This is a genomic window from Pseudomonas hamedanensis, assembly GCF_014268595.2.
In the GTDB taxonomy this organism is placed as follows: domain Bacteria; phylum Pseudomonadota; class Gammaproteobacteria; order Pseudomonadales; family Pseudomonadaceae; genus Aquipseudomonas; species Aquipseudomonas hamedanensis.
The window spans coordinates 1,319,989-1,337,242 of sequence record NZ_CP077091.1; the positions used below are offsets into that span (position 1 = coordinate 1,319,989).

The 17,254-nt window shown below is 62.7% G+C and carries 15 protein-coding genes; 8 read left to right on the forward strand and 7 right to left on the reverse strand.

The features are described 5' to 3' along the window. Positions 1-4 precede the first annotated feature (4 nt). From HU739_RS05610 to HU739_RS05645, 8 genes are all read left to right on the forward strand, one after another. On the forward strand, positions 5-949 hold the full coding sequence (locus HU739_RS05610) for a DUF58 domain-containing protein (RefSeq protein ID WP_186551679.1): 945 nt from the start codon (positions 5-7) through the stop codon (positions 947-949). After that, complete coding sequence (locus HU739_RS05615) at positions 946-1,443, forward strand: DUF4381 domain-containing protein (RefSeq protein WP_186551678.1); 498 nt, start codon at positions 946-948, stop codon at positions 1,441-1,443. The genes HU739_RS05610 and HU739_RS05615 overlap by 4 nt, the downstream gene beginning before the upstream one ends. Further along, positions 1,436-2,515 carry a vWA domain-containing protein gene (locus HU739_RS05620; protein ID WP_186551677.1) on the forward strand — a complete coding sequence of 360 codons (1,080 nt, stop codon included), beginning with the start codon at positions 1,436-1,438 and terminating at the stop codon, positions 2,513-2,515. The genes HU739_RS05615 and HU739_RS05620 overlap by 8 nt, the downstream gene beginning before the upstream one ends. Next, positions 2,512-4,248 carry a tetratricopeptide repeat protein gene (locus HU739_RS05625; protein WP_186551676.1) on the forward strand — a complete coding sequence of 579 codons (1,737 nt, stop codon included), beginning with the start codon at positions 2,512-2,514 and terminating at the stop codon, positions 4,246-4,248. The genes HU739_RS05620 and HU739_RS05625 overlap by 4 nt, the downstream gene beginning before the upstream one ends. Next, entirely contained in the window at positions 4,245-5,876 is a 1,632-nt protein-coding gene (locus HU739_RS05630; RefSeq protein ID WP_186551675.1) for a BatD family protein, read from the forward strand. Before HU739_RS05625 ends, HU739_RS05630 begins: the two co-directional genes overlap by 4 nt. 270 nt (positions 5,877-6,146) lie before the next feature. Continuing rightward, the gene (locus HU739_RS05635) at positions 6,147-7,391 is read left to right on the forward strand and encodes an exonuclease SbcCD subunit D C-terminal domain-containing protein (protein WP_186551674.1); all 1,245 of its coding nucleotides are present in this window, start codon (positions 6,147-6,149) and stop codon (positions 7,389-7,391) included. After that, positions 7,388-11,029: an SbcC/MukB-like Walker B domain-containing protein gene (locus HU739_RS05640; RefSeq protein ID WP_186551673.1), complete on the forward strand. Its 3,642-nt coding sequence runs from the start codon at positions 7,388-7,390 to the stop codon at positions 11,027-11,029. Before HU739_RS05635 ends, HU739_RS05640 begins: the two co-directional genes overlap by 4 nt. Then, entirely contained in the window at positions 11,026-11,622 is a 597-nt protein-coding gene (locus tag HU739_RS05645) for a glutathione S-transferase (protein ID WP_186551672.1), read from the forward strand. Before HU739_RS05640 ends, HU739_RS05645 begins: the two co-directional genes overlap by 4 nt. A 151-nt stretch (positions 11,623-11,773) precedes the next feature. Here HU739_RS05645 and HU739_RS05650 read toward each other — a convergent pair whose 3' ends face one another. The 7 genes from HU739_RS05650 to araD1 all read right to left on the reverse strand — a co-directional run bounded on the left by HU739_RS05650 (position 11,774) and on the right by araD1 (position 17,132). Beyond that, a complete protein-coding gene (locus HU739_RS05650) occupies positions 11,774-12,031 on the reverse strand; it encodes a hypothetical protein (protein ID WP_186551671.1) in 258 nt (85 codons plus the stop codon). Beyond that, positions 12,028-12,240: a hypothetical protein gene (locus HU739_RS05655; protein ID WP_186551670.1), complete on the reverse strand. Its 213-nt coding sequence runs from the start codon at positions 12,238-12,240 to the stop codon at positions 12,028-12,030. Before HU739_RS05655 ends, HU739_RS05650 begins: the two co-directional genes overlap by 4 nt. A 332-nt stretch (positions 12,241-12,572) precedes the next feature. After that, entirely contained in the window at positions 12,573-12,752 is a 180-nt protein-coding gene (locus tag HU739_RS05660; RefSeq protein ID WP_016775003.1) for a hypothetical protein, read from the reverse strand. 155 nt (positions 12,753-12,907) lie between these two features. Then, the gene (locus tag HU739_RS05665; protein ID WP_186551669.1) at positions 12,908-14,083 is read right to left on the reverse strand and encodes a lactonase family protein; all 1,176 of its coding nucleotides are present in this window, start codon (positions 14,081-14,083) and stop codon (positions 12,908-12,910) included. Next, a complete protein-coding gene (locus HU739_RS05670) occupies positions 14,070-14,381 on the reverse strand; it encodes a DUF5629 family protein (RefSeq protein ID WP_076562525.1) in 312 nt (103 codons plus the stop codon). The genes HU739_RS05665 and HU739_RS05670 overlap by 14 nt, the downstream gene beginning before the upstream one ends. 168 nt (positions 14,382-14,549) lie before the next feature. Then, a complete protein-coding gene (locus tag HU739_RS05675) occupies positions 14,550-16,130 on the reverse strand; it encodes an aldehyde dehydrogenase (NADP(+)) (protein ID WP_186551668.1) in 1,581 nt (526 codons plus the stop codon). 9 nt (positions 16,131-16,139) lie between these two features. Further along, a complete protein-coding gene (araD1, locus tag HU739_RS05680; RefSeq protein ID WP_186551667.1) occupies positions 16,140-17,132 on the reverse strand; it encodes an AraD1 family protein in 993 nt (330 codons plus the stop codon). Between the last annotated feature and the right edge of the window lie 122 nt (positions 17,133-17,254).

Genomic DNA, 17,254 nt, shown 5'->3' on the forward strand with positions numbered 1-17,254 from the left:
CCCCATGAACGCCGCCCTGCCCACCGAACCCGGTATCCGCATCAGCCTCGCCGAGCTGATCGAGATGCGCCACCGTGTCCGCGAGGTGCAGTTGTTCTCCACGCCGAGCCAGCGCAGCCCGTTGATCGGCCTGCATCACTCGAAATTCCGCGGTCGGGGCGTCGATTTCGACCAAGTGCGGGTGTATCAGGCCGGCGACGACGTGCGCACCATCGACTGGCGCGTCACCGCCCGTACCCAGGAACCGCACACCAAACTGTTCCATGAAGAGCGCGAGCGGCCGATTTTCATCATGGTCGAGCAAAGCACGCGGCTGTTTTTCGGCTCGGGGCTGATGTTCAAATCGGTGCTGGCGGCACAAGTCGCCGCCCTGATTGGCTGGGCCGCGCTGGGCCACAACGACCGCGTCGGCGGATTGGTGTTCGGCGATAACGAGCATTACGAAATCAAACCACGACGCAGCAAGCAAAGCCTTTTGCAGTTGCTCAATCGCCTGGTCAAGGTCAATCAATCACTGCACAGCGAACGTGAGCCGGACCGCGACGCCTTGGGCGTGGCCCTGCGCCGTGCCCGGGAGGTGTTGCGCCCGGGCAGTCTGGTGGTGGTGATCTGCGATGAGCGCGCCCTGTCCGATGGCGTTGAACAGCAATTGGGCCTGCTGTCGCGCCATTGTGACCTGCTGATGCTGCCGCTCTCTGATCCGCTCGACCATGCCCTGCCTGCCGCCGGCCTGCTGCGATTCGCCGAACGCGGCGCGCAATTGGAACTCGACACGCTGAACTTCGATCTGCGCCAGAGCTATCGCGCCCAGGCCGAAGCACGCATCGCTCGTTGGGAATTGCTCGCGCAGAAGCTGCGGGTGTTGTTGATGCCGCTGAGCACGCAGAGCGAAATGGTCGAGCAGATGCGCGAGTTTCTTAATCCGCAGCGTCCGGGGAAAGGTCGATGAGCGGCCTCGATCAACTGCAACCGCTGATCTCGCCGCCACCGATAGCCTTCTGGCCACCGGCGCCGGGCTGGTGGCTGCTGCTTCTGTTGCTGCCGCTGCTCGGTTTCGCGGTGTGGCGTTTGCGCGGTTTTCTTCCGGTGAAAAAACGCCCGGTCGCGCGCGCTGAACAGCCGCTCGACCCGGTGCGAATCGCGGCGCTTGCCGAACTGGCGCAAATGCCCAAGCCCTATGATGGCGCGCCGGCCGGCGCCTGGCTGCAGCAACTCAACGGCCTGCTGAAGCGGCTGTGCCGCAACCACTATCCCTACAGCCAGAGCCACACACTCAACGGGCGTAAATGGCTGGCGTTTCTCGATAACCGCTGCCCGGCCGCCGGTCTGACGCGGTGGATGGTACTGGTCGAAGGCGCCTACAAACCGGAATGCAAACTCGACGACAAAGCCATCGCCGGCCTGACCCAAGCGGTCGATACGTGGATTCGCAAACATGTTTGAGTTCGCCTGGCCGTGGATATTTGCCTTGTTGCCACTGCCGTGGCTGATGCGCCTGGTGCTGCCTGTGGCCGACAGTGGCGAGCCGGCGCTGAAAGTCAGTTTCCTCGCCGATCTGGAAGGCCTCGCCCGCCGCCGCGCCCGCGCCCATCTGCCGGGCTGGCGTCAGCAGGCGCCGTTCGTGCTGTTGTGGCTGGTTCTGCTGATGGCCGCCGCCCGTCCGCAATGGCTCGGCGAGCCGCTGCCGATTGCCGCCAGCGGGCGCGATTTGCTGGTCGCGGTGGACGTATCCGGTTCGATGGACTTCCCCGACATGCAGTGGCAGGACGAAGAAGTCAGCCGCCTGTCACTCGTCCAGCATCTGCTCGGCGATTTTCTGGAAAGCCGCGACGGCGATCGGGTCGGTTTGATCCTGTTCGGCAGCCAGGCCTATCTGCAGGCACCGCTGACGTTCGACCGCCATACCGTGCGCGTCTGGCTCGACGAGGCGCGGATTGGCATCGCCGGCAAGAACACCGCCATCGGCGACGCGATTGGCCTGGGCCTCAAACGCCTGCGCCTTCGGCCAGCACAAAGCCGCGTGCTGATTTTGGTCACCGACGGTGCCAACAATGGCGGCGAGATCGATCCGCTGACCGCTGCAAAACTGGCCGCCAGCGAAGGCGTGAAAATCTATCCGATCGGCATCGGCGCCAACCCTGAAGACAGCGGCTCGACCGGTCTGCTCGGCGTCAACCCGAGCCTGGACCTCGACGAGCCGTCGCTGAAGGCCATTGCCGAAGTCACCGGCGGCCAGTATTTCCGTGCCCATGACGGCAAGGAACTGCAAGCGATCAAGGACACCCTCGACCAACTCGAACCGGTGACCCAGCAACCGACCCAGGCGCGCCCGGCCCAGGCCTTGTATCACTGGCCTCTGGCGCTGGCGCTGTGGTTGAGCCTGTTGCTGGTCGCCCGCGAACTGTGGCCGGACAACCCGCTGCAACGCCTGCTCAACAAGGAGCTGAATCTGCAGAGTCCGTTGCCTGACTGGCGCGAACGCCTTAAACGCTTGCGTTTGCGGAGGCGCCGATGATCGCGCTCTGGCCGCACTGGTTCCGTCCCTGGTGGCTGTTGCTGTTGCCGCTGCTCGGCTGGCTGCTCTGGCAACTCTGGCACCGGCAGAAACGCGCCGGACGCTGGCAGATGATTCTTCCGCCAGCCTTCCATTCAGCGTTGCTCAGTGGGGGCAATGGTCGCGAGAGCAAACTGCCGTGGATCGCCCTCGGCGTGGCGTGGCTGCTAACCCTGCTGGCGTTGCTCGGGCCGAGTTGGGAACGGGTTGAACAGACCAGCCAGAAACCCGCCGATCCGCTGGTGGTGGTGCTGGAGTTGACCGCGGAAATGCTCGCCACCGACTCGCCGCCGACGCGCCTCGAACAAGCCCGGCGCAAGTTGTTCGATCTGTTGCAGGCACGCAGCGATGCGCAGACGGCTATCGTGGTTTACGCCGGCAGCGCGCACACGCTGGTGCCGCTGTCCGATGACCTGGCGACCAGCCGCAATCTGCTCAACGCCCTCAAGCCGTCATTGATGCCGCAAAGTGGGCATCGCGCCGACCTGGCCGTCAGTAAAGCGCTGGCGCTGCTGCAACAGGGTGCCCTCGGCCAGGGGCGGATTTTGCTGGTGGGTTCAGCCCTGACCGAAGAAGAACGCCAAGGCATACGCCGCGCGCTCAACGGCGAATCGGCGCAGTTGCTGATGCTCGGCATCGGCACCGCCGAAGGTGCGCCGATTGCCCAGGAAGACGGCAGCTTCCTCAAGGACGAGCAAGGGGCGATCCGCGTGCCGCAACTCGACAGTCCGGGACTGGCGGCATTCCTCAACAGCGTCGGTGGCGAATACCGAGCGGCGCAACTGGACGAAGGCGATCTCGCCGCGCTCGGCCTGCTCAGCGGCCCACGCAGCCTGCGTGACGATGGTCGCACCGTGCGTCTGGATACCTGGGCCGATCAAGGTTACTGGCTGCTGCTGCCACTGTTATTGCTCGCCGCGTGTGCGGGTCGGCGTGGCTGGCTGTTCTGTCTGCCGCTGCTGTTCTGCCTGCCGCAGCCCAGCTACGCGTTCGACTTCGAAGACCTGTGGCTGCGCCCCGACCAGCGAGGCCTGCACCTGCTCAAGCAGAAGCGTCCGGCCGAAGCCGCGCAACATTTTGCCGATCACCAGTGGCAAGGGGTGGCGTTGTACGAGGCCGGCGACTACAGTGGCGCCGCCCAGCGCTTCGCCGAAGGCAGTGATGCCCGTGCGCACTACAATCGTGGCAACGCACTGGCGAAAAGCGGTGAGCTGGAAGCGGCCATCGACGCCTATGAACAGGCCCTGGAGCTGCAACCGGATTTGCGTCCGGCGCAGACCAACAAAGCGCTGGTCGAAAATCTGCTGAAGCAGAAAAACGCTCCACCACCGGCCGAACCGGACAATCAGCCAAACCAACAAAGCCTGCCCGGCGATGAGCCACCGCCCGCCACCGCGCCTCCCCCGGCGGTGACCAGCGAAACCCAAAGCCAGGCGCAACCGGCAGAGTCGGCCAGTGAACCGCCACCGACCACCCCGCCGCAGCCAGGCCCCAACGAAATCGCGGGCAGCGTGGAAGAAGAACAGACCGACACGGTGCCGACCCTGCGCCCGAGCGAAAACAACCTCGAAGGCGAACAGCGGCAGGCACTGGAGCAATGGCTGGGGAAGATCCCGGACGACCCGGGCGAACTGTTGCGACGCAAATTCTGGTACGAACAGCAACAACATCAGGATCAGGAAAACACTCGATGACCCGTTTCACCGCTCTCTTGCTGCCCCTGCTGATCTGCACGGCCACCGCTCAAGCGGCCGAGCTGACTGCCAGCGTGGATCGCAGTCGCCTGAACTCCGGCGAGACGGTCGAACTCACCCTCGAAACTGACGACGTCACGCAATTCGGCAAGCCTGACCTGTCGCCGCTGGAGCCGTTGTTCGAAGTACGCGGCACACGGCAGGTCAACCAGCTCAACACCCTCAATGGCGACAACCGCGCCACCACGCGCTGGATCGTCACCCTGCTGCCGAAAGAAAACGGCAGCGTGGTGATCCCGCCATTGCAACTGGGCGAAGTGCAGAGCCAGCCGATCACCGTACAAGTGGTTGCCAGCGACACCGTCGAGGACAAGAGCAGCCTCGATCCGGTGTTCATCGAGGCCAGCCTCGATCAGTCCAGCGTGTACGTGCAGGCCCAGGCCATCCTGACCTTGCGCATCTACCATTCGGTGTCGCTGTACGACGACAGCAGCCTGAGCCCGCTGCAAATCGCCGACGCGCGGATCGAACAACTGGGCGACACGCGCACCTACGAAAAAGACCTCAACGGCGTACGCCACGGCGTGATCGAGATGCGCTACGCGATCTACCCGCAACACAGCGGCTTGCTGACCATCGCCCCGCAAACGTTCAGCGCCACGCTGGTCGATACGGCGCCATCACCGGATTCCTCGGGGCCGAAACCCGGCAAACTGATGCGCGTGAGTTCCTCATCCATCCCGCTGACGGTCAAACCGAAACCGCTGACCTATCCGGTCGATGCCCCGTGGCTACCGGCGCGCAGCCTCAGCCTCAGCGAAAGCTGGAGCCCGGAACCGGAACACACCCAGGTCGGCGATTCCCTGACCCGCAGCCTGACCCTGAAAGTCGAAGGCCTCGCCAGCTCGCAACTGCCAGCGCTGCCCGCCACCGACGTCAACGGCCTGCGCCGCTACCCCGATCAACCGGTGCTGAGCAACCAGAGCAGCGACCGCGGCATCATCGGCAGCCGTGAAGAACGCGAAGCGCTGGTGCCGAGCCGCAGCGGCGCGATCGACCTGCCAACCGTCGACGTGGTCTGGTGGAACACCTTCGAAGATCACCTGGAACACAGCAGCCTGCCGGCGCGCACCCTGCAAGTGGCGAACAACCCCAGCCTGCAAATCGATACACCGGCCGGCACACTGCAACCCGCCATGCTCGACAATGACACGCTGTGGTGGTGGAAACTCAGCACGCTGATCCTCGCCTGCACCACCCTGCTCGGCTTCGGCCTGTGGTGGCGTGCACGCTGGCAACCGGCAATCCACCGCGCCGCCCAGACCGGCCCGAGTCCACGCACATTGCTCGACGACATCAAGCGTGCGAGCCAGGCCAACGATCCCCACGCCACCCGCCAGGCGCTGGATGCGTGGGCACGGCAACAGCCGGAGACACTGGCGGACATGGCGGCGAGGTTTGTGCCTCTGTCGGATGCGTTGGACGGGTTGAATGGCGCGCTGTACAGCGAGACCGGGCAGCACTGGCAGGGTGAAGATTTGTGGCGGGCGATCCGGACAATTCCGGCGGCGGAACGGGTGCAGGACCCGGTCGGTGAAAGTGGGCTGCCGCCGCTTTATCCCAAGTAGCGCTGCACAGGGACCCTGTGGCGAGGGGATTCAGCGAAACGTCGCACCGCCCCGTTGGGCTGCGTAGCGGCCCCAAACCGGTACCCGTGATCTTTCTGAGGGACCGCGTTGGCTGATTTGACGACTGCTTCGCAGCCGAACGGGGATAAATCCCCTCGCCACAGGGGGCTTAGCGTCCACAGACCAGGGTTTTGCCAGTAAACTCTCCCCCTTTAGCCGCCTCTTCGTCTCTTTGCGGCCATCGCCCCTTTAGCTATTGCGGAGTCCACCTTGCGTCTGTTTCACACCTCCGACTGGCACCTTGGGCAAAACCTGCACGGCCAGGAGCGCGATTTCGAGCACGCGTGTTTTCTCGAATGGCTGCTGGGTCAACTGAAACTGGCACAACCGGATGTGCTGCTGATTGCCGGGGACATCTTCGACACGGTCAATCCGCCGGTCAAAGCTCAGGAACGCCTTTACGACTTCATCGTCAGTGCTCACGAACAGCAGCCGCTGCTGACCATCGTGATGATCGCCGGCAACCATGATTCCGGCTCGCGAATCGAACTGCCGGCGCCGTTGATGCGGCGTTTGCGCACCCATGCGTTGGGCCGGGTGCTGTGGCTGGACGATGGTCAACTTGATGCCGAACGCTTGCTGCTGCCACTGCCCGATGCCAGCGGCGAGATTGCCGCATGGTGTCTGGCGCTGCCGTTCCTGCGCCCGGCGGAAGTCACCGGTGCGCACTTGGGCGACAATTATTTGCGCGGCATCGGCCAGGTGCATGAATGGCTGATCGAGGCGGCCAATGCCAAACGCCAGCCCGGTCAGGCGCTGATCGCCATCAGCCACGCGCACATGGCTGGCGGTTCGGTGTCGGAGGACTCCGAACGCAGCCTGATCATCGGCAACGCCGAAGCCCTGCCCGCCAGCCTGTTTGGGTCGAGCATCAGCTATGTCGCCCTCGGCCATTTGCACAAGCCGCAGAAGGTCAACGGTGAGGAACGCATCCGTTACAGCGGCTCGCCGATTCCATTGTCGTTCTCGGAAATCGGTTATCAGCACCAGATTCTCGACGTGACACTCGACGGCGAAACCCTGGTCAGTGTCGAGCCGAAGCTGATCCCGCGCTCGGTCAATCTGCAGCGTATCGGCCCGGCGCCGCTGGCCGAAATTCTGCTGCAACTGGCCGACTTGCCAAACATCGATCTGCTCGCTGAAACCCAGCGTCAGCCGTGGCTGGAGGTCCGCGTACGTCTCGACGAGCCGCAGCCGGATCTGCGTCATCAAGTGGAATCCGCGCTGCAAGGTAAAGCCGTGCGTCTGGTGCGCATCGCCGCTGAGTACGCTGGCAATCGTGGCGCCGATGGCAGCGATGACGGCAACACGCTGATCGAACTCGACCAGCTCACCCCACAGGAATTGTTCAGCCGTGCCTGGCTCGACAACTACGGCAGCGAGGTCGATGAACAGACGCTGAAAGACTTCGCCGAATTGCTACAGGACGTGCAACTGGAGGGCGAGCAGCCATGAAAATTCTCGCCATTCGCTTGAAGAACCTTGCCTCGCTGGCCGGGCCTTTCGAGATTGATTTCACCGCCGAGCCGCTGGCCAGCGCCGGTCTGTTTGCAATCACCGGCCCGACCGGTGCCGGCAAAAGCACCCTGCTCGACGCCTTGTGCCTGGCACTGTTCGGCGCCGTTCCACGCCTGAACAACACCGGCCGCGACGCGAAAGTCCCGGACGCCGACGGCGAAATCGCCACTGGCGACCCGCGTACCTTGCTGCGCCGTGGTACCGGCGAAGGCTATGCCGAGGTGGATTTTGTCGGCGTCGATGGCCGTCGCTATAGGGCGCGCTGGGAAGCCAACCGCGCCCGTGAGAAGGCTGGGGGCAAGTTGCAAGCGAGCCGGCAGAGCCTGCGCGATATCGATCAGGATCAATTGCTCGCGAGTCAGAAAGGCGAATACAAAACCCAACTGGAAGCCGCGCTGGGCCTGAACTTCGAACAGTTCACCCGCGCCGTCCTGCTGGCGCAGAGCGAGTTCAGCGCGTTCCTCAAGGCTGACGACAACGACCGCAGCGAACTGCTGGAAAAACTCACCGACACCGCGCTCTACACCCTCCTCGGCCGCCGCGCTTTCGACAAGACCAAAGAAGCCCGCGAAGCGCACAAGATGTTGCAGGATCAGGCCAGCGGCGTAACGCCACTGGCACCCGAAGCCCGTGCCGAACTCGATGAGCGTTTCAACGCCGCGCAGCAACAACTGAAGGTGCAACAAGCGCAGCTCAAACAGCTTGAGCAGCAACACAGCTGGCTCAAGGATTTGCGTCAGTTGCAGGACGCGCAACAGGCGGCCAGCGAACAATTGCACAGTGCGCAGCAGCATTGGCAGGCGCTGGCCGGCGAGCGGGTAAAACTGACGCGCCTGGAGCAGCTCGGCCCGCAGCGGCATCAGTTCGCGCGCAAGGCCGAACTCGATGCACTGCTGACGCCGTTGGCGGCGCAGATTGCCGCACACACCCAACAACACGCGGCGCTGGGCGAACGTCAGGCGCAACTGGAACAACGCCTCGACGCAGCGAAAGTCGCCCTCAGTGAAGCGCAGCAGCGGCAAAGCGAGAATGCGCCGCTGTTGCGTCAGGCGTTCGAAGAACAAAGTGCCCTCGCCCGCCTGATCAAGGACACTGCCAGCAGCGCCGAAACCCGGCAAACAGCCGAGCAAACGTTCAAGGATGGCCAGAGCGCCATTCAGGCGTTGCAGGAAAAACAGACTCAGGTCGCTGAGCGCTTGCAGCGCATCGCCGCCGAGCTTGAACAGAGCGCGCATCTGGCCCCGCTGAGCGATGCCTGGAGCGCCTATCGCGACCGTCTGCAGCAATTGATGCTGATCGGTAACCGTTTGAACAAGGGCCAGGCTGAACTGCAGTCCCTTGAACAAAACGCCGCGCGCAGTGCTGAAGAGTTGGCGTCGCACAAGCAGCAACTGGAAGTGCTGTTCAAAGAGGCCGGCGCAGAACCGGACGCGGTCGCCGAGCAGATCGGCATCCTCGGCACTCTGTTGCAGGACAACCGCAAGCAACTGCGCGCCGTCGAAGACTTGTCGCGCCTGTGGGCCACTCGGCAGGATCTCGACAAGCGCAGCGAGGAGCTGCAACAACGCCAGCTCCTCGCGCAACAGCAGCGCGAACGCCTGACCCAGGACGGCGTTAAAACCAAGGCCGAACTGACCGTCGCCGAGCAAACCCTCAGCGTCACCCGCGAACTGCTCGAGCGGCAGCGTCTGGCGCGCAGTGCCAGCGTCGAAGAGCTGCGCGCGCAGCTACAGGACGACCAGCCCTGCCCGGTTTGTGGCAGCAACGAGCATCCGTATCATCAGCCCGAAGCGCTGCTGCAAAGCCTTGGTCGCCATGATGAAAGCGAACAGGCCAACGCGCAGCAAGTGGTCGACCAGCTCAAGGAAAAACTGATCGACCTGCGCGGCGAAGTCGGCGGCGTGATCGCGCAACAAAAAGAGTTGCTGCAACAGCAGGAACAACTCGCTGCCCAGCAACAAGCCTTGGCCCCAAGCCTTGATGCGCATCCGCTGTCGGCACAATTGCTGAACCAGGACCCCGACAAACGCGACGCCTGGCTCAGTCGCCAGAGCGAGCAGTTGAACCAGAGCATCACCCAGGACGAACAGCGCCAAAGCGCCTTGCTTACATTGCAGCAGGACGCGGCGCGTCTGTCGCAGCAGTTGCGTCAGGCTGAAGTCGCCCACCAGCAAGCGGCGCAACACCTGAGCAATCAACAGCATGAACTCAACAGCGACCGTCAGCGTCTGGAAGAAGAGCTCACCGCGTTTGGCCCGCTGTTGCCCGCTGACACTCTGCAGGCCCTGCGCCTTGAGCCAGCCGCGACGTTCATGCAGCTGGACCGGCAGATCGCCGAGCGTCTGACGCAGCTTGAACAGCAAAAGGAAGAGCTGGGCGAACAGCAGCAACGCCAGCAGACGCTGGAAAAAGAACTGGATCGCCAACAGATTCGCAGCCAGCAATTGCAAAGTGCCGAGCAGCAATTCAACACGCTGACCGAGCAACAGCAGAACTGTCAGGAAAAACTTGCGCAACTGCTCGGCGAACACAGCAGCGCCGAGCACTGGCAGCAGTTGCTCGAACAGGCCGTCGAGCAGGCCCGCACGGCCGAAACCAGCACGACCGAGGCACTGCAAAGCGTGCGCACGCAACGCGTGCAAATCGCGGCGGAACTCAAAGCACAGCAGGAACGGTTGCAGGCGCTCGAAAGTGAAGACAAAGCGCTCACTGACAAGATCGCCAGTTGGCGCGCCAGCCATCCTGAACTGGATGACGGCGGCCTCGAAGACCTGCTGCGCTTCGACGACGCGCAAGTCGCCGAATTGCGCCAAACCCTCCAGCTCAACGAAAAAGCCATCGAACAGGCCCAGGTCTTGGTGCAGGAACGCGATCAGCGTCTGCTCGATCATCAGGCGCAGCACAACGGCAACCTCGATGCCGAACAGCTCGCCATCGCCCTCGTCGACGTGCAGAACCAGTTCGCCGCCAGCGAACAGCAATGCGCCGAACTGCGTGCCGAACAGGCGGAGGACCAGCGCCGGCAGAACGCCAACCAGGCGCTGGCCCAGCAGATCGCCGAGGCCTATGCCGAGTATCAGCGCTGGGCGCGCCTGAGTGCCTTGATCGGCTCAGCCACCGGCGACACCTTCCGCAAAATCGCCCAGGCCTACAACCTCGATCTGCTGGTGCATCACGCCAACGTGCAACTGCGCCAACTGGTCAAACGCTATCGCCTGAAACGCGGCGGCAGCATGCTCGGCCTGCTGGTGATGGATACGGAAATGGGCGATGAACTGCGCTCGGTGCATTCGTTGTCGGGCGGCGAGACGTTCCTCGTGTCGCTGGCCCTGGCGCTGGGTCTGGCCTCGATGGCCTCGAGCACGCTGAAAATCGAATCGCTGTTTATCGACGAAGGTTTTGGCAGCCTTGATCCTGAATCTCTGCAATTGGCCATGGACGCCCTGGACGGTTTGCAGGCGCAGGGGCGCAAGGTTGCGGTGATTTCTCACGTGCAGGAAATGCACGAACGGATCCCGGTGCAGATTCAGGTGCGGCGCCAGGGTAATGGTTTGAGTACGCTGGAGGTGAAATGAACACGCTGTATTCGTTCCGCCGCTGCCCCTACGCGATGCGCGCGCGGATGGCGTTGCGTTATGCCGGCGTGCCGGTGGACATCGTCGAGGTCAGCCTCAAGGACAAGCCGGCAGAAATGCTGGCGATCTCGCCGAAGGGCACCGTGCCGGTGCTGGATGCTGATGGCGTGGTGATTGATGAGAGTCTGCAAATCATGCGCTGGGCGTTGGCGCAGAATGACCCGGATGACTGGTTGTTCAAGGATGATCCGGGGGCTGAGGTCATCATGAACATGCTGATCGAGACGAACGACCAACGATTCAAGACATCGCTGAACCACTACAAATACGCTGAGCGTTATCCAGAGCAACCGATGGAGGTCTATCGGATGCAGTGCGAGATGATCGCCCACTATTTGGATCTGACGCTCGCGGAGCACGACTACCTGCTGGGCGACCGGCTCAGTCTCGCCGACATCGCCCTGCTGCCCTTCGTGCGGCAGTTCGCTCACGTTGATCGCGAATGGTTTGCGCAGACGCCTTATGTTCGCTTACAGGCCTGGTTGCAGCGCCTGCTCGAATCCGAGCTGTTCACCTCGATCATGAAAAAATAGCCCTCTCGCCCTTGCTTGATCGTTCCCACGCTCCGCGTGGGAATGCAGCCCCGGACGCTCTGCGTCCACTCCAGAGTTGGAACGCGGAGCGTCCCTTGAGGCATTCCCACGCAGAGCGTAGGAACGATCATCGCCCAGCGCTGAGCAATCATCAGGCGAGAGCGTTGCACATGCCCAGCGCCATGCAATCCACTTCAAACGGCCCGAGAAAATCGACTGCGATTCTGGCCGGTGGATTGCCCGCCATCAGGCCCAGCGTATTCGCCCGCTCGATGTTGTGGGCGATGTTGTGGTTGGCCTCTATGGCCCGGGCCAGTGCGCCCACCGAACCTTGACCGAAACCCAGCAATGACGCGCCGTTGGTCATCAATGCCAGGCTGGCGATGACCCAGAGTCTGTAGCCTTTCATGCGCCACCAACTCCCGCGAGTTCGGCCCGGTCGACCATCACGCTCTGAGAGCGGACTTCGAACTGGATGCCAGGGTGGGCGACGGCGATTGGCGCGTCGAAGCGGTGTTCCATCTGCGAGCCGATGCTGACGATCAGCACCACGGCCAGGTACAGACCGATGGCCAGGTAGGCGCCGCGTTTGGCGGAAGTGAGGATTGCGCTGGCCATGGTGTTCTCCCGTGGGCAAGTTTCGATGCACACAGAATCAATCAAACGAACCGAAGCAACCACTCAGCGTTTGCCATAGTAAACATCAGCTTCGTTGATTATTTACCGGCTCTATTTGCCCGCGAGAGAAAACCTATGAGTGCAGAACGCGCACGCGCGCAGGAGCTGCCGAAGGCTGCGATCTTGATCGTTCCCACGCTCTGCGTGGGAATGCAGCCCGGGACGCTCTGCGTCCCATTGGAACGCGGAGCGTCCCTAGAGGCATTCCCACGCAGAGCATGGGAACGATCAGGATCGCAGCCTTCGGCAGCCCCTACAGGGGAACGGTGCGCTCAGGCTTGGGTTTTGTGATCCAGCGCGGCATAGAAGTTGGCGCTTTGTTGCAGGTATTTCTGGGTGTAGCTCTGGGTGTGGGATTTTTTGCTGGCGATTTCGACGTTGGCACCGGCGGGCAATACCACGGTGGCGGAAATAGCGGAGGCGGCGATAACGGAAAAGAGATTGAAGTTCATGGCGGTAACCCTCGTGTTCGTTTGCTTGGTTTGCCCGGTCGGGCTGTGAAACAAACGTAACGCCGGAGGGTTGGCGCTTGAAATCTTTTGTAGCATTAGCCGTTATCAGTGCAATTAATACAACGACACAGGCCCCGCGAAACGGGGCCTGTGGCTTATTGTCGCAGCATAAACTTGAGGTCGCTGGGTGCGTCCATCGGCAGTTTTTGCACGGTTTTGCCGAGCAGACCGGTCTTGGCATCGCGCTCGACGACGACAATCTGGTTGCTCTTCTGGTTGGCGATCAAGACGAACTTGCCGCTCGGATCAAGAGCAAACTCACGCGGATGGTCGCCGTCGACCGAGCGTTTTTGCAGTTCTTTGAGCTGCCCGGTCACAGGATCGATGCTGAACACCACGAGTTGATTGGCCGTGCCGCGATTACTCACATAGAGGAATTTGCCATCGGCCGAGGCATGCAGCGCCGCGCCCGCCTTGTCCGAGGTCGGCTGGCCTGCTGCGAGGTCAACCAGTTGCGTCTGGGTCAGCACGCCGTCGTTGTAGTCGAACACCGCGACCTGCGCGCTCATTTCCATGGTCAGCCAGGCGTGCTTGCCGTCGGCGCTGAACAGCAGATGGCGCGGGCCGCTGCCGGCCGGCATCGACACCGAGGCTGTTTTCGCCGGCGTCAGCGGCAAGTGCGGGTTGGCTTTGGGGTCGAACTGGTAAATGAAGACCTTGTCCGCACCGAGATCGTTGGAAAACACGTAGCGGCCGTCCGGTGAGGAAACTGTCGCATGCACGTGGTTCGAAGCTTGCCGCTCAGGATTGACCCGACTCGCCGGGTGCGCGCTCATCTGCACCACCGGTTTGAGCTTGCCGTCGGCATCGACCGGCAATACCGCCAGGGTGCCGCCCGGGTCTTCCATCACCGAATAATTGCTGACGAACAAATGGCTGGCATCAGCGCTGAGGCTGGAATGGGTCGGCTCGTTGCCCAGGCTTTGCACTTGGCTGATCAGGCTCAAGGCGTGGGTTTTCGGGTCGATGGCATAACTGCTGACGCGACCGACCGGGTCAGTCTGCCCAGGGCCGTTTTCGTTGACCACGAACAGACGTGTCTGATCTTTGGACAGGGTCAGCCACGACGGGTTTTCGCTCTTGACCACTTGCAGCGGCTTGGGGTTGATCTGGCCGGTGGCGCTGTCGAACTGCATCCGATAGAGGCCTTCGCTGCTGCCGGCGGTGTACGACCCCACCAGCAACTGGAAGCTTTCGGCGGACGCCGTGGAAAAGCCCATCGCACCGACGCTGCCGGCCATCAGCAACGGCCAGAAATTACGCATCTTCATTATTGTCATCCTCATCGTCGCTGCTGCTGACTACGTCGCCGAGACACACCAGACGATGCTCGCCCGTGGTCTTGGTGTCGCTGGCGTAGCCGACGATCAGCCAGCTCTGCAGCGTCTCATCAAACGTCGCCGCCGCGACCTGCGCCGGGGTGAATTCCCAGTGCTTCGCTTCACGGCCATCGATGCATTCGATGTGCAGGTTATCGTCCTCGTCGAGGGCGAATTCGAAGGCGTGCAGGCCATCGATTTCGACCATGCCGCAGTGTTCGAGGGCGTTGAGAAGGGTTTGGGCAGTCATGGCAAACAGTCTTTCTTGGGGGGGAAAGTGCCAATGATAACTTATTGTCGAAACAGTTCCCTTGTAGGAGTGAGCCTGCTCGCGATAGCGGTGAGTCATCCAGCAGAGATGCTGAATGTAAGACCGCTATCGCGAGCAGGCTCACTCCTACAGGGGTTGTCGTTGGCTTTAGAGCGCTTCACGCGATGGCTTGCCATCGACCAGACGCTGAATGCGCAGCGGGTTGGCGTTTTTCAGCGGCTCCGGCAGCAGGCTGTCCGGGTAGTTCTGGAAGCACACCGGACGCAGGAAGCGGTCGATCGCCAGCGTGCCCACGGAAGTGCCGCGCGCGTCGGAAGTCGCCGGGTAAGGCCCGCCGTGGACCATCGAATCGCAGACTTCGACGCCGGTGGGATAGCCGTTGAGCAGGATGCGCCCGACCTTTTGTTCCAGCAGCGGCGTCAGTTCGGCGAATTGCTCGAAGTCCGCCGGCTCGCCGATGATCGTCGCGGTCAGTTGACCATGCAGTCCGTGCAGCGCCGCGCTGAGCTGTGCCTGATCGGCGACTTCAACGATCACCGTGGTCGGCCCGAACACCTCTTCCTGTAGCACTTCTTCACCGTCGATCAACAGGCTGACGTCAGCCTTGAACAATTGCGGCTGCGCCTGATTGCCCTGCTGCGGATTGCCGGCAAGGTGTTCGATGCCGCTGTGCGCCAAGAGTTTTTCCAGACCTTTGCCGTAGCTGCCGAGGGTGCCGGCGTTGAGCATGGTTTGCGCCGGTTGATCGCCGATCAGGCCAGCCAGTTGCTGAATGAACGCGCTGAATTGTGGCGAGCGAATACCGATGACCAGACCCGGATTGGTACAGAACTGACCACAGCCCTGGACCACCGAAGCGGTGAGATCGCGAGCCACCGTTTCCGACCGCGCGGCGAGCGCCTGCGGCAAGACGATGACCGGGTTGATGCTCGACATTTCGGCAAACACCGGGATCGGTTGCGGACGTGCCGCAGCCATGTCGCACAAAGCGCGACCGCCCTTGAGCGAACCGGTGAAGCCGACCGCCTGAATCGCCGGATGCTTGACCAGCCATTCGCCGACGCCGCCACCGTAGATCATGTTGAACACACCGGCCGGCATGCCGGTTTTTTCCGCTGCGCGAATCACCGCGTCAGCAACCCGCTCAGCGGTGGCCATGTGGCCGCTGTGCGCCTTGAACACCACCGGGCAACCGGCCGCGAGTGCCGCCGCGGTATCGCCGCCGGCGGTGGAGAATGCCAGCGGAAAGTTGCTCGCACCGAACACCGCGACCGGGCCGAGGCCGATGCGGTATTGACGCAGGTCCGGGCGGGGTAGCGGCTGGCGATCCGGCAGCGGCAGATCGATGCGCGCGCCGTAGAAGTCACCGCGACGCAGGACTTTGGCGAACAGCCGCATCTGCCCGCTGGTACGGCCGCGCTCGCCCTGAATGCGGCCGGCTGGCAACGCGGTTTCGCGGCAGACCACGGCAACGAAATCATCGCCGAGGGCGTCCAGTTCGTCGGCAACCGCATCAAGGAACTGTGCGCGACGTTCAGCGCTGAGGCTGCGATACGTCGGGTAAGCCGCAGCGGCGGCCTTGGCCGCAGCGTCGACTTCCTCCGCCGTGGCCTGAATGAAGTCGTGCGGCAAGGCTTCGCCGGTGCTGGCGTCAACCGATTGCAGTTTGACGGTGCCGGCGGCGCTGCGCTGCCCGCCGATGTAGTTGTGACCGAGAATCTGAGTCATGGGATCTCCTTAAAGGGTGCCGATGCTGTCCGGTTCAAAAGCCGCTTTGACCGGTGCGATGCCGTTGACCAGCGGTGCGCCGAAGTCGGCCTGGCTGATCTCGAAGGTATCGCCCGGCTGGGTGCGGATGCCGTCGGCAAACGACAGGGTCGCGGTGCCGAAGAAATGAATGTGCACGTCGCCCGGACGCAGGAACTGACTGTATTTGAAGTGGTGGTATTCGAGGTTCGCCAGGCTGTGGCACATGTTGGCCTCGCCGCTGAGGAACTCGTTCTGCCACAGCACTTCGCCGTCACGCAGGATTCGACTGGTGCCGGCAAGGTGTTGAGGCAATTCACCGGTGCGAAGTTCCGGACCATAACTGCAACTGCGCAATTTCGAGTGCGCCAGGTAGAGGTAATTCTTGCGCTCCATGACGTGGTCGGAGAACTCGTTGCCCACCGCGAAACCGAGGCGATACGGTTTGCCGTCGTTACCGATGATGTACAAGCCGGCCATCTCTGGCTCTTCGCCGGCGTCTTCGGCAAACGGCGGCAGCGGGAACGGCTGGCCCGGACGCACGACGATGCTGCCGTCGCCCTTGTAGAACCATTCCGGTTGCACACCGGCCTGCCCCGCCGCCGGTTTGCCGCCCTCCACGCCCCACTTGAAAATGCGCATGGTGTCGGTCATCGCTGCTTCGTCGCCGGCCTGCTGGTGCATCTTGTCGCGGGCCGAGGCGCTGCCCAGGTGAGTCAGGCCGGTACCGCTGACCAGCATGTGCGCCGGGTCCGGGTGGTCCAGCGGCGGCAGAATGCGCAGGTCGTTGAGCAACTGCGCGTAGTCGTGACTGGCGCCGAGGCCGAGGGTCTGCACTTGCTGCTCAAGGGTGCTGCCTGCTTCGATCGCGGCCAGCGCCAGGTCGCGCACGCTGCGGGCGTCTTGCACTTCGCGGACCTGCCCGTTGTCGACCGCGCCGACGCGGCGTTCGCCGTTGGTTAATTCGAATTGCACCAGATGCATGTTTTTCTCCTGTTTTTCAAAGCCACCGCCAATCCCTGTAGGAGTGAGCCTGCTCGCGATAGCGGTGTGTCAGTTTGCAAATTTTTCGCTGATACACCGCCATCGCGAGCAGGCTCACTCCT